13 protein-coding genes are annotated in these 13,840 nt (G+C 40.3%); 6 read left to right on the top strand and 7 right to left on the bottom strand.

What is annotated here, in order from left to right; all coding sequences use genetic code 11:
• Positions 1-355: 355 nt before the first annotated feature.
• Together HUX74_RS19950 and HUX74_RS19945 are read right to left on the bottom strand one after the other, a co-directional pair.
• Positions 356-961 (bottom strand): hypothetical protein, encoded by a 606-nt coding sequence (locus tag HUX74_RS19950; RefSeq protein ID WP_254592902.1) that lies wholly within the window; start codon positions 959-961, stop codon positions 356-358.
• Positions 918-1,262: a hypothetical protein gene (locus HUX74_RS19945; RefSeq protein ID WP_174647280.1), complete on the bottom strand. Its 345-nt coding sequence runs from the start codon at positions 1,260-1,262 to the stop codon at positions 918-920. The genes HUX74_RS19950 and HUX74_RS19945 overlap by 44 nt, the downstream gene beginning before the upstream one ends.
• Before the next feature lie 2,197 nt (positions 1,263-3,459).
• Between HUX74_RS19945 and HUX74_RS20885 the strand changes: the two genes are divergently transcribed.
• The 6 genes from HUX74_RS20885 (at position 3,460) to HUX74_RS19910 (ending at position 9,179) form a co-directional block, all read left to right on the top strand.
• Positions 3,460-4,935: an energy transducer TonB gene (locus HUX74_RS20885; RefSeq protein ID WP_254592901.1), complete on the top strand. Its 1,476-nt coding sequence runs from the start codon at positions 3,460-3,462 to the stop codon at positions 4,933-4,935.
• A 23-nt stretch (positions 4,936-4,958) separates the two neighbouring features.
• Positions 4,959-5,408, top strand: a complete 450-nt coding sequence (locus HUX74_RS19930) for an immunoglobulin-like domain-containing protein (RefSeq protein ID WP_174647279.1) — start codon at positions 4,959-4,961, stop codon at positions 5,406-5,408.
• Between the two features lie 197 nt (positions 5,409-5,605).
• The gene (locus HUX74_RS19925) at positions 5,606-6,562 is read left to right on the top strand and encodes a hypothetical protein (protein WP_174647278.1); all 957 of its coding nucleotides are present in this window, start codon (positions 5,606-5,608) and stop codon (positions 6,560-6,562) included.
• Between the two features lie 165 nt (positions 6,563-6,727).
• Positions 6,728-7,162, top strand: coding sequence for an IS66 family insertion sequence element accessory protein TnpB (locus tag HUX74_RS19920; RefSeq protein WP_174647277.1), 435 nt, complete (start codon positions 6,728-6,730; stop codon positions 7,160-7,162).
• A gap of 4 nt (positions 7,163-7,166) precedes the next feature.
• Entirely contained in the window at positions 7,167-7,511 is a 345-nt protein-coding gene (gene tnpB, locus HUX74_RS19915; RefSeq protein WP_254592900.1) for an IS66 family insertion sequence element accessory protein TnpB, read from the top strand.
• Between the two features lie 81 nt (positions 7,512-7,592).
• Positions 7,593-9,179 carry an IS66 family transposase gene (locus HUX74_RS19910; RefSeq protein WP_174647275.1) on the top strand — a complete coding sequence of 529 codons (1,587 nt, stop codon included), beginning with the start codon at positions 7,593-7,595 and terminating at the stop codon, positions 9,177-9,179.
• A gap of 598 nt (positions 9,180-9,777) precedes the next feature.
• Here the strand turns inward: HUX74_RS19910 and HUX74_RS19905 are convergent.
• From HUX74_RS19905 to HUX74_RS19885, 5 genes are all read right to left on the bottom strand, one after another.
• Positions 9,778-10,011, bottom strand: coding sequence for a hypothetical protein (locus HUX74_RS19905; protein ID WP_174647274.1), 234 nt, complete (start codon positions 10,009-10,011; stop codon positions 9,778-9,780).
• A gap of 4 nt (positions 10,012-10,015) precedes the next feature.
• Positions 10,016-10,699, bottom strand: a complete 684-nt coding sequence (locus HUX74_RS19900; RefSeq protein ID WP_174647273.1) for a recombinase family protein — start codon at positions 10,697-10,699, stop codon at positions 10,016-10,018.
• A 160-nt stretch (positions 10,700-10,859) separates the two neighbouring features.
• Positions 10,860-11,213: a hypothetical protein gene (locus HUX74_RS19895; RefSeq protein WP_174647272.1), complete on the bottom strand. Its 354-nt coding sequence runs from the start codon at positions 11,211-11,213 to the stop codon at positions 10,860-10,862.
• Complete coding sequence (locus HUX74_RS19890; RefSeq protein WP_174647271.1) at positions 11,198-12,190, bottom strand: hypothetical protein; 993 nt, start codon at positions 12,188-12,190, stop codon at positions 11,198-11,200. Before HUX74_RS19890 ends, HUX74_RS19895 begins: the two co-directional genes overlap by 16 nt.
• Positions 12,159-13,766: a hypothetical protein gene (locus HUX74_RS19885; protein WP_174647270.1), complete on the bottom strand. Its 1,608-nt coding sequence runs from the start codon at positions 13,764-13,766 to the stop codon at positions 12,159-12,161. The genes HUX74_RS19890 and HUX74_RS19885 overlap by 32 nt, the downstream gene beginning before the upstream one ends.
• Between the last annotated feature and the right edge of the window lie 74 nt (positions 13,767-13,840).

The raw sequence follows: 13,840 nt of genomic DNA, 5'->3' as shown, positions 1-13,840 counted from the left end.
TATAAAAAATGACTTTTATCATTACTGTTTTGACATAAATTGAAAACTCGAGGTTTTTCTTTCCGAGCTTTTCCGTTGGTGAGAGTACAAAGCTCTCTGACAAAGTGCCAGATTAGTAAGTTTATGGTATTGTTTATACCGCGAACTATTACTATGATTGAACATTATCTTAAACTTATACCTACGTGCCAAGACAATGGTAGCAGGCAAAAGAAATAACCTTTTGAAAACAGATGTTTATGTTTGTTGTCGTGTAAACTCTGAAACTCTTTCTTCACTTTGGCTTTGTCAGACTTCGAAGAAAAATAAGAGAAACCGGGTATTAAACCCAATTTCTCTTGTTGTCTTATCGATTCTACGTCACTATCCTAATTTCATGGAAGGAATATGACATGTCCTGATTCTCCGGCAATCTCATATATCCCTTCAGGGCATTGTGTATAGCCTTCATCTTAGAAGGCACCCTTTTCCTCACTATTCCGGAGACATATCGGGCAGCTTCTTCGATAGTCATGAAAAACTCCGGTTGGTTGTCAAAGGAGGCCAAGCAGTAAGGTTCCGGAAAATACATGCCGGTCGTATCATTGGTAGAACAGACACAGTTTGCGGGCTCACATTCACGGTAATACACCTTGACAGACGGGAATGCCCGTTCAATGTTTTCTCTGAGTCCGGACTGCTCGCACCATGCCGTATAATGGTTGATTGTGAGCACGTTGCCGTCCAGCCCGTAACCGGTTATCTCCCCACGGCAGTTGAACGTCGTCCAGTCCCCGCCAAGCCTGTCAACCAGATTCCCCAGCCACCATTTTCCAAAATCGTTCTCTATGATTGAAGTCTTACGGTCGTCCATATACTTCAACACCTTATGCAGCGACCTTACTTCCTTCGGGTCACCGACACACTTGTATTCCACATCAGCCCAATTCGGCATGGCGTACCTCCTTTCTCTTTTGACCATATAGAACTCCGGTATCTTTGCTGACATCATTTGTCAGCTCTGTAAAATTTGGGTGCAGTGGAATAATCTTCCCGGCACCTCTCTGATTTTTAGTATTCTCTTTCATTTTCAAATTATTAATTAAGTTATTGTTCCCAAGAAAGCACACCTTCAGGAAGTGGTGAAATTCTTCATGTCCAGCACAGTATCCAGTAGGGTGTGTCTCTCCTATTATAAGAATATGAAGCTTTGCAACCTCCCTTTTTATTGTCCGGATTGTTATCTGTTTATATCCGATATGGTATTCAAGGTACAATTCCATTATTTCAGCAATACTATCTGAACATAGTATATTCTATTATGAAAAATGTTGCATGGCAGTGGTTGGACAGTTGACCGGAGGCAGATTGTATGATAGGATTCACTATTGTTTATATCTTAATAATACCCACTCAGGCGGCGTGAGCCTACAACTGACGAAAGAAGAAAATATATTATATTCCAAAATCAACTTTTTTTGCTAGAATTGAGATTTTTACTTAAAAGAAATAGATTGCATAAGGAAAAAAATTGATTGATGCGTTCCGTTAACCCCCAAAGCATGAGAAGGAGATATAAAAATATTGCAGGCTTGACTTGTTATATCCAATTAAACGGTAAACAGACAAAACGACCTCCTCATCTTCTCCACTGTAAAAGGGGACGAAGTACCCTAAAACCTTTATCTCTCCAATTGATATTTACTCCTACCCTCAATAGTTTCTGTCTAAAAGTAATGTTCCATGCCTTCTTGTCCTCAGCCGGTAGAATGCAATGATATTCTGCTGTCCTATCCGATATTTGCAGCAGGTTAAAGTTTGTGGTTTCTACGGCTGGTCATAAAAAAGGCTATGAAAATATGAACTATAGTACACTTCCTGATTATGGACTTTTAACCGGACTCTCTATTGTAACTGTTCATCGTGGAGCGGAACGGATACATAGTGAATTGTTGAATATTTTATTAGCCTTTCCATGCCGTATGTATCCGATGGATTATGAAAGAACCGGCTTCTCTATGTCATATATGGTGTGTATGCGTTTTACACACTCTAAGGATAGACAGTTTTTATTACGTAAATCATTGACGTATAATCTAATAATCGTATTGTACTGAATTCTGAGCCAATCGATACTTTGAACGTTTTACACCCCTGAAAGCTATATCTCCCCCCTTGGAGTTGGCATTTACACACCCAAAACAGAATATCCCTGGTCTTATCTGTAAACATTGGCAGCTTCTTCGTGTAAGAGTAAACTGAAAGCCAATTGTATAATAACTATACTATAACTACTCACTCAGGCGGCGTGAGCCTACATCTGACGAAAGAGAAAAATATCAACTTTTTTTCTTAAAATTGGGTTTATCACTTAAAAAGAATATGTTTTAAAGGAAAAAAAATGATTGCGTTCCGTTTACTCTCCATTGGCTAGATTGAATACCCGGAAATGTTGCATGGAAAAAAACAATAATAGACTAATGAACCAGCATGACACAATTCATTTACTTCAGAACTTAATAAAATAATTCATATCCGATTATAACCAACATCACCCAGCCGGAAACAGGTTTAATAGTTCACTTCCAATATACCTCATTTGCTTAAGGTGGCAATTACAAAACAACGAATTATAATCACGATCTCCATTCGACTTTCTGTTTATGATTCGGTACTTATTTGATTCTTCCTACCCTCAAGAAGCAAGAAGCGGGGAAAGCAGGGCGGGAAACTATAAAACCTGTTTTTTGACAAGGTAAAATTGAAAAGGTTATACAAGCATCATTTCCGCCCACATTCTTCCGCTTCTCTATTTTCTTGAGGCAGGGAAAGGCAAGAAGAACCAACCCTTGACAACTATTACCAACCGAAAACAACAATAAATCGCCAATAAAAAATGATTGGATGATACCTTACCCTATACCATTCCACCAACAACATCATAAATATCAGTTAACGGCCGGAATGATAAAAGTTCTCCAGTCATTTTTGTCTTATATTCCAAACCCAATGTATATCATATTTTCCCGGTATAGAAAATGATATGATACGGCCGGGATTTTGTGGTGACTGATAACTGAACTCTACCGTAACTCTTTCACATTGTCTTACTCTCCATTCTTTTTTGATCAGGGGTAAGTCAGAGACAGAAGCCTATATGAAGTATGAATATAGTGCATAACCCGAAGGGATGTTATAAAAAAACTACAAAAACGTTATTCTTTAAGCATTTGTACCTTATTTGCAGACTTTTTTATAACACTTTGTCTTACAGTTATGTCATACATTCCACTTCGTTCCATACTTCCGGCTCTGCCACCCCCCTGATTATATCTTATACCTATACCTGCCTCCAAAAGAACTGTTTTAAAGCAGGGTATCGAAAAATAGGAATCAAATGCTATTCAAAATCCGGATAATATCTCTATCTTTAAGGAAGTTTCATGAATCAATGGGAGCTACCATTAGTACTATAGACATATGAAAACAGAGATGCTATATATTCTAGTATGTTGTCTTTTTCTGACCGGTTGTAATGGAAAAAGTAATAAAGAGAACCACGCTGATGTTACTGACACGGTTTTTGAGGAAATATCTCCTGTAGATAATGAAACGGACAGTCTGATAAAACTTGAGAGAGAGAATTTATGGAAAGAGGCGAACAGGTATAAGGTTTCTATAACCGATACCACTTTCCTTAGAGCAAGAGGGACAATGTCCTATGCTGCAATAGATATGTATACAGGAGAAGGTTTCAACAAGAACTACGCCTTTAACCAGATTGTTTACCTGAAAGCGTTGGATAGAGCCAGGAAGTTTCTTTCTGTGGAGAATGACAGATTGAAATTCAATATCAAATCCGGTAAAGAAATCCATATTTCAGAAGATTTGTACCTGTTCATATCCGATTTGTTCAATGAATGGAATAAATGGTTGGAATCGGGCAGTCATAAAATATTAAAAGATGAACAGGGACTCTATACTGTATTGCCTAAAGAATACAATCGGACTCAACCCATAATAGTTGAAGAGGGTCCCAAACAAGATCCGAAAGACACAGGAGCCATCGAAATTGAATATATTCCTCCTGTGGATGCCGCTCCTCCTGCAAAGAATACGAGGCTCGTAAAATGGGGACATTTGATAGATGATACAGAAGGAGTGGTCAAAGCTTCTTTCGATAGGCATAACAACCGGATAAACCGTGAAAAAAGTGAGGATATCATAGTAAATGGTACAAGCATTTCCGGAGGCAAGGTTTATATTTCCATTGTCAGTCCTAAATATAATCTGATATATAAAGGTGAAGCTGATTTCTATCTGGAGGACAAACAGAAGAATTTACATAAGATTCCCGATAAGGACATGGATAAGGAGTCTGTCGCCCTTTGTCTTGAAAAAGGGGAAACAGCCGAGATAGGTGTTGATTTCCCTGATAACTGTCAACCGGGTGATTATCTTTTGAAAATCAGGGCCTATAATGAGAACGAGGAATGTTATTATACAATCCATCAATGGTTTGAAGCCTATACCTCTCATCGGGTTTCATCCAGGGACAAACCTATTCCAGTAGGCCCCGCACGGTCTTCGGATTATAAGGCACTTTCAGGCGAGGATGATATATTTGATGTTGTTCAGAATATGCCTGAGTTTCCTGGTGGTATGCCTGGACTGATGGAGTTTATAAGACAGAATATCCGGTATCCACAAGCTGCAAGACAAAGCAGACTGGAAGGCAGGGTTATTGTACAGGTTGTTATAGATAAGGATGGAAGTGTGATACAGCCTATAATTCTCCGTAGCGTCAATCCTGTACTGAGTGCTGATGCCGCTTTATGTGAAGAGGCATTACGTATCGTTTCAATAATGCCAAAATGGAAACCCGGTAATCAGCATGGAGTGAATCTGAAAGTAAGGTTCACGTTCCCGATAAGATTTGAATATCTTGATAATTGATTACAGCATAAGGAGGACAAGCCATGAATATAACAACAGTTTCATATCTTTTCATGCTCTGTATTCTCATAACAAGATGTACGGGTAAGGCGGCAAGGGAAAATAAAAACATTGCTGTCCATGATGCTACAGAATTGTATAGCGCCACCACAGGATTCATCGGTTCTTATAAAATGGGAACTGCAATCGAGGTGAAAGTGCTACAGGGAGATTATACACTGAAAAGCAAAGAGGCGTTTGTTGTTATTTTGAATTCTCAACATCTTTTTTTTAGTTTCGGTTACGATTGGACTTTGGATAAATGGGAAAACAATCAATGGATCAGCCCCCAAATGAATAAATGGATGTTTATGTTGGATGATGAAATCCTGCTTTTTGAATCTGACTTTCTTTGTTTTCATTTCCCTATTGAATATCATAAGATTACTTCCGGCAGATATCGTATATCCAAATCATTATGGAATGATAGCTAAGAGATAAAACTGAGTGCTGAATTTGAAATACGATGAACTGTTCGGGACTCATAAAAAACAATGGTTGTAACGGTTGCTGTAGTTGCTACTCTTATCATTATTTGGATTTTAATTAGGTATATATATGCCAGAACTTCGTTGGAATTGTATCTGAAGAAGAACGGTAATCGACATTGGAATTTAGTAAACATTAAGTTATGTATAAAAAAATATTTGTAATATTGGTATTGTTTTCTTTCCTGCCACATTTTTTATTTTGTCAAAATAAATCCCGGAAAAATGGCTGGTATCATATTTTATCCGGACAAACGGATAGTATTTCTCAAGAACCTATCGTAACGATAAAAGATTTTATTTCACTTAGACTGGAAACGGACTATTTTGGAAAAAACGTAATTAGCGGACAAATCAGTAAATATAAATCAAACAAATGGGCTAAAGAAACGGAAAAGGCAATAGGCAGGCAGATTGCTTTTGTATTCAACGACTCTATCATAACCGATCCACGGGTTAATTGTAGAATAGAGAGTGGGGCATTCCAAATAACTTCCATTCTTGATAAAGAATTGCCGGGCATATACGAACAACTGAAACAAGAGAAGATTGATTCTATTGAAGCCCTTTTTAAAGGTTGGGAAAAAGACTCCTTGTTTTACGCGATGTCTCCGGAACAAAGAGATTCCATAAGAATGGCAACCGATTATTGGGAAGCCAGTGCATGGGTGGATCTAATAACTAAATCCGATGAACATTATTGGTACAGTATAACGGACTCTACTAAGTATAAAAAACTGGAAGAGGCATTAAAAGAAGAGCTTGGTAAACCCAATTTCAGCAGCAGGGCTTCAGACTATATGAAGTCTAAAGCATATCAGGCATATAAAACGTATATATGCAACGATCCTGAATATATCAACCTTATGTTCAAAAGTTTTCTTTTCAATCAATTCAAGGGACTGAACGGTTATCTGATAGATGATATTATCCAGACCAGATATCCTTTCGCTCCTAGTATAAGAGCATATGTGGAAAAGACGGACAATTCTGATGATGAAAGATTTGCTGTATATAAATGGCAACGAAAAATTTGGTTTTTGATGAATAAGGAAAAAAAGAATCAACAATATGAAGAAAAAACAGCTGGAGTAGATTAACTGCTTAACTGTTTTTTACAAAGTGGAAGAAAATTCTTGTTTTTAAATATAATCCTATTGCTGCTGTTTTTCTTATGTTTTATAATAAATAGTAAGCGCCTGAATAAGTACATCTTCTACTCTTCAATTTCCCTCCTTACTTTTGCTGCAAAAAAATAATATCCTATGATGCAGCGACGTAAACACATGATGAGCAGAGAAAAATTTATCTCCGTTCTTTTCTGTCAGCAGCAGAGTGGTTTGTCCATTGCTGATTTTTGTGAGAATGAAGGTTATAGCCGTAGTAGATTCTATCTTTGGAAACAAAAATACGGTATTACGGAGCGGGAGTTATTGGCAGAAGCCTCCCGCTTAGGTGTTAAAGGCAACTTTGTCCCCATAGTAATCAATGGCGACACGCCATCCCCCGGTATATCTCACGAGGCTCCCCTGCCATCTCCCCAGCTTACCTTTCCTTTTCCCTTGAAAGGAAAGGACAGTTCTGAAATATCCTTGGAATTACCCAACGGATTGAAGTTGAAGTTTAAAGGGTCTTCCGGCTGTGAAGCTGCCCTGAATCTGATCTCTAAAATATATAATGCCAATGTTCTGCCTAAATGACAGCATGAGATATTTCCTGTGCCCCGGTTATACGGACATGAGAAAAGGGATGTTCACTCTTTGCGGCCTTGTGCATGAGAGGATGGGAGGCGACATCAGAAGTGGAGACGTATTTATTTTTTACAACCGTTTCCGGACCAAGATAAAATTGCTCCATGCCGAACCGGGCGGTCTGGTCCTTTATGAGAAACTGCTTGAAGAAGGCACCTTCAAGATACCCGCCTATGATCCTACCACCCGTTCTTACCCCATGACCTGGAGTGACCTGGTCGTTATGGTGGAAGGCATCAATGAAGATGTCAGCAAAGGCAGGCAAAGACGGCTTTCCAATTTGAAAAAGCATTGGTAAACAGTTGTAAACAAACAGCTTGAAGGTTTGTTTTTCTTGTAGCTTTTCGCTATCTTTATATCATCAAAAAAAAGATATTGAATGGCAAAAGAAGATGCAACCGGACAAGCTGTGGAATCCTCAATGGAACAGCTGCTGGATATCAACTGTAAACAGAGTGAGATCATCTCAGCCCAGGCAAGGACCATAGAAGAACTCCGGGGTACGATCGTTGAGTTGAACGCCTCCCTGGCATGGCTGAAGAGGAAGGTGTTCGGAAAGATGAGTGAGAAATGCAAACCTGTCGATAACGGAGACCCGAAGCTCCCTTTTGACTATGGCGACCTGGAACAGATAGAGGCGGAAATCGAAGAGGCCCGGAGCAGGGCGGCAGAACAGATTACCGTTCCCAAGTCCCAGGCCGCCCATAAAACGCCACGCCGTAACCGGGTCGTCATGGATAACCTTCCGGTTGTAACGGTCGTCATCGAACCGGAGAATGTCGATTTAAGTAGATACGTCAAGATAGGCGAGGAACATACCAGGACCCTTGAGATGAAACCCGGCTATCTCTATGTGAAAGACACAGTACGTCCCACATACGCCCTGAAAAATGAAATGGAAGCCGTTGATAACGGAGAAAAGGCGGTAATAACCGCTCCCATGCCACTGATGCCCATATATAAAGGTATGCCCGGGGCTTCCATGCTCGCTGAGGTCCTTTTACAGAAATACGAATATCATATCCCGTTCTACCGACAAGTGAAACAGCTGGAACATCTGGGTGTTAAACTGCCCAGAAACACATTGGACGGCTGGTTCAAACCGGTCTGCGAACTTCTCAAACCACTTTATCTGGAACTCAGGAAGAAAGTACTGGCCGCAGATTACCTCCAGGTTGACGAGACCACGCTTCCGGTTATAAACCACGACAGGCATAAAGCCGCAAAAGAATACATTTGGATAGTCCGAGCGGCTGTGCCGCGTCTGCTCTTCTTCCATTACGACAACGGATCGCGTTCACAAAAAGTTGCGGTCAGGCTTTTGAAAAACTTCAAAGGATATCTCCAAAGTGACGGCCATCCCATTTATGACGCCTTTGAGGATAGGGAGGACGTGTGCCTGTGTGGGTGTCTCGCACATATCCGCAGACATATAGAACTGTGTAAGGAAGAAAATCCCAAATATGCCATGCAGGGGCTCAAACTTATCCAGGATATGTATTATGTGGAACACATGGCGGATGAGCAGGAACTCCCGTATGAAGAACGTGCTGAATTACGCCGGCGTTTGTCCAAACCGATACTTGACAGTTTTGAGCTCTGGCTTAAAAACACATACCCTAAAGTTCTAAAACGCAGTCTTATGGGGAAAGCCATAGCCTATGCATACTCCCTGCTGCCAAGAATGAAACCGTATCTCCATGACGGAAGAATCTTCATTGACAACAACCGCTGTGAGAATGCCTTGAGGCCACTGGTCATATCAAGAAAGAACATGCTGTTCTGTGGAAATCACGAAGCGGCTGAGAATACGGCTATAATCTGCTCCTTACTTGGCTCATGTAAGGAACGTGGTGTCAACCCCAGAGAGTGGCTGAATGATGTGATCGGCAGGCTCCCTTATTATCTGGCTCCCAAATCAGACAGAGACTTGAAGGAACTGCTGCCGGATGTATGGAGAAAATAATCGGGACAGTTCCGGGAAAATGCAGGAATAAACGGGAAAAAGCGAGACTGCCACTCAAAAACAATCCTGAGACAAGTTGGTATATGAAAATTGAGATGCACTTACAATGGAGTGCATCTTACTGATAAATCGAATGCACAAGATGTAGTTGAGCAGTCGCTTACAATAAATAATATATCGAATAAGGTTTTAGAATCCAATCACAGAACCAATCATCCAAATTATAATCTCTTTGACTTTTAGGGATAAGAAAGATACGAACTACCCCCTGACAACTATTTCCTATTATAATCAACCGGAAACAACAGTCAACCGTCAGCAAAATATCCTTAATCCCACTACCAAAATTCCGACAGCACCATAAAAAGTTCTCCATTCATTTTGTCTTATCCCACCATTTGCAGATCGGATGAGATGATTGTCGGCAAAAAAATATAAAACTATGCCGATATTATTCATCCGGTTAAGAATATGGTGAATGACAGATAAAAAAAACACTTAACCTGATTATATTCTCTTCTACTACCATCATCTCCGACCAACCCGAAGAAAGAAAAAAAGAAACCAAGTATTACCTCAGTTTCTCTTCTTGGTTTGACTATAACAGATTGAGTTCTGTCTCTTCTCCATTCTGATAGCAATAGATGTCTAAATTTTCAGTAGTCATCCACTGGCAACTATTAAGTCTGAATCCATACTTCTCCTCGATGGTTGAGAGAAAATCTTCAAAATTCTCATAGTTCTCCGATTCTCTCAGTTCTTCGTCCGTCAGCCTTATGATATTCAGACAGCCGACAAAAAAGTCTAGAATCAATACATACTTGGGTTCCATAGTTTCAATCCTCTTTTAAGTTATACCTTTTCAATAATATACTCACCTGCGAAGCTCTGAATTGACATCCCTTGGAAGTTAAAAATCCTTCACTGTTCAGAATTCTCGCCATTTCAGATAAGCTCCGCTCTTCTTTTACCAAGTTTTTCAGTAATGCTATGGCTCTTTTGTTGTTTGGGTTGTCAAGAGCTTTCTGATGATTGGTCCTATTGCTGTTCTCTACCGCTTGATTCAGTCTGTTTAATAAGTTTTCAGATTTACCAAGCTTATATCCTCTTGATTTCTTGGCTTTCAGGGATTGTTTCGTTCTTTGGCTGATCAATCCCGCCTCATATTCCGCTATACTGCTGATGATATGTAGTACAAGTTTATTGGCCTCCGGAAAATCACAGAATACAATCTCGACATCACTCTCCAACAGTTTGCTGGTGAAGGCCACATTTCTGCTCAGCCTATCCAGTTTTGCAACAATCAGGACAGAATTTGTTTTCCTGCATAACTCCAAAGCTTCAGCAAGTTTAGGTCTGTCAGATTTACGGCCGCTCTCTGTTTCAATATATTCAGCAACCGTTTTTCTATCCTTCAGGTAATTCCGTATTATTTCTCTCTGTGCCTCTACGCCTAATCCTGATACTTCCTGTTTCACTGTGGATTGTCGCAGGTAGGCAACATAATTTTTCTGTTTCATAATTAACACTTATTTAACGCTCTTCCCGGTTACTAAACGACCGTTCAATAACCTTTAAGCAGGTTCATAAAAAGGGCTTTCCATGAGATTTCGAGTTCCTATAAAATCTACTCCCTCACAGAAAGCCGGTTATCACATTTCCCGATTTCTCAGAGAACCGCTAATACCTTATAATATTATATGTTTCAGCAATCCTCTTCTCATAATCGTCGGTTTTCTCTACAAGTTCATCCACCTCGGAAACAAGCATGTCAAAGTAGATATCTTCCCTCTTATCCCTGATTTCTCCATCCTCACCAATCAGACAGACTTCAAACAGGTCCGCACCTTCATTCAAGACTATCTGAACTTTTCCGGTGTGCTTGAATCCGTTGACCTTGAATTCAATGCCACACGTTATTACTCTTACAGTCTCAATCTCAACTCCCCAGGACATAAGGACCGGGAGATCGGATTTCAGGATTGACCAGATATACCTGGCCAGTTCCAAATCGTAATTCATGTCTCTTTCCATACTTCCAAAGTTTTTAGGTCCGTACTTTTTTCTTCATATATATCTTCTTCATCATCACACCAGAACATCCGGTAATCCTCACATATCTTTCTATAATCCTCCAATCCGAAGTGTGGAAAATTGGTGGAATACATGTCATAAAGGTCTTCAGGGGTTAATGTCGGGTCATGGTTCAGCATATCGTAAACCTCGTCCTCAAACTCATAGGGGCTGAAATATGAATCGTCCTGAACATGGGGATAGACACCGGTACAATCCTCTATGACATGTTCTATAAACATCAGGCATTTCAGCAGGTCTTTCTTCATTGTTATCTCCTCGTCAGAATGGGCATTGTAGTAACCGCATGAGACATTGATGCAGGAGACCCCAAGTCCGTTTTCTTTCAATGCCAGAACATCGGTCATCAAGCCGCTTTCTTCCTTATAGTTCCATTTTTCAGGTTCTATCGCTTCAATGAACTCGTCTGAACACAACCCGGAATAACCTATGTTTGTAATCAGATCCGAATCACCCTTTCTGTCAGGCTGGATAACGAACCTCACGTCATCAAAGAAGGACATCGCCGCTTCAGAACTTCCCCTGCATCCGGTCTCCTCCTCTCTAAAAAACACTACTTTAATAGAATCATACTTCTTCAGGCATTCAAGGCAGATGAACACTCCGTTCTTGTCATCGGCTCCCAGATTCTCAAACCTCTTGTTCTTTGGCGAATAACCGAATATAATATCTCTGGTTTCCAACGCCTTGAAATCCTTTGAATGCTTGCAGTATGAAACCTGGTCGATATGGCTCACTAAGCAAGCGTAAGTTTCAGCTTTACCCTTGACTACATACAGGTTCCCGAATTTATCCTTTGACACGGATATGTTTCCGGGAAGCTGTCTTATATAGGAACAGAGGAACTTCACCATCTTCTGTTCCTTTCCACTGGGACTGTAGATACTATACAGCCTCTTCAACAATTGCGTATTCATGATTCGTCTCTTTTTTAAGTTTATAACCGTATGGGAGGTTGGAACTCGGATTTACTGTATCAAATACATCCTCACCGAACTCCCATACATCTTCATTCTCAATCAAGTTATCCAATGTATCTGTACAAATGGACTTTTCTTCATAGATACCTTCCGTTTCATTCCAGATATTAATCCGGGTTATATCATCAAGGCTTTCATACCATTCATCATCATACTCGGAATAGTGCCAGTTCTTCCGCTTGAACTCATTCTCCGCTTTCTCCATACATTCCTTACAGCAATAGTATTCCTCCGTCACTTCTGAATATATAGCATCATCCAACAGAACATGTGTCCGGCAATCGTCACAGCAGATACAATCTTCCTCATGGTGATATTCGTTCTTTGATTCAATCCATACAAAATCATCCAGGTTGTCTGAATCCACCCAGATCTCCCTTCCGTTCCGGTAACAGAGTCTTGTATCATCACAATAGTATTGGTGGTAAGCATCCCATTCCCCATCATCTTCATCATCATCCCCGTAAAGATTAAGGTCTGTTGTATCAAGGTTGTATGAGGTCCCGGAGTTCTCGTAGTTATAGGCCTTGTTCCGGCTGTAACTGTACCATTTGAAGGAATCCTGATAGGAAAGCGTGTCTTCCAATTCGAGATTACAGTCTATCTCAAACTTTTTATCGGATAATGAACTGCCGTCAATGTCCACGAATGCGTTCGCCTCATGACAGGACGCGCCCACAATCTTATAACCGTCTATATAATCCTCCTGAATGAGCTTGTCAATCAGTAACCGTTTCAATACATCATCACCTTCCGAGGAATACTGTCTTTCAAGCAGCCTCCATTTCTTGCCGTCCTGGTCTGTAACATCGGTAAAAAGAATGGCTCTGGCTACAATCAGCCCCGTCTTGTCTATTATGTATGCAGCCTTGGCTTTTACCGAATCATGATAGAACGAAGTCCTGTTCTCATCCACCATGCATGAACCGAAACTCCCTTTACAATAGTTACTGTCATAGATTTTCCCAAAATCATTGTTGACATGAAGTTCCATATCAGGTGATTTCCCATGAGTATAAGTACACCATTGCTGGGTGAAAACATCCCCTGCAATCCAGTTCACGACACAAGGCGAGAGCAGTTTCCCTATCCCTGTTTCAAGTATAAGCTCCCTCATGAACTTTCCGGCCCTCATCTTGAAAACCCGGTTACGTTCAATGTTGACATAGCGGACTGAACTTTTATCCAGATCCTCACACAGGCCTTTGGCTTCGTCAGTCTGATATTTGGCGGAATGGTATGTCCTGCCTATCAGTTCCACTTCATAAGGCAGCTTTTCATCATCCTCTCCTGATTTGATAATGGCTTCAAATACCTTCTTTTGTAGATCAGCCATATCATATATATGTAGCAGGGTATAGTCGTCATGTTCCCTGCAATACTTCAGTAGTACAGGATTTTTCAGGTGGGCCAGCAATATCCTGTTCTTTCTTACCGCCACACCATTCTCTCTCTTTTCAAGTCCGAAACGGGCCTTGAATTCTTCATAACCATAAAAATTATAGTATAACATAGTCGTTTGATTTTTTAATTGTCGGTAAATAAAAAAGGAGGGATACTTCCTTTTTATCGGAAATATCCCTCCCC

The sequence above is a fragment of the Bacteroides sp. Marseille-P8574 genome (genome assembly GCF_902825465.1).
GTDB lineage: Bacteria > Bacteroidota > Bacteroidia > Bacteroidales > Bacteroidaceae > Bacteroides > Bacteroides uniformis.
This window is presented reverse-complemented; position numbering and strand designations above follow the sequence as displayed.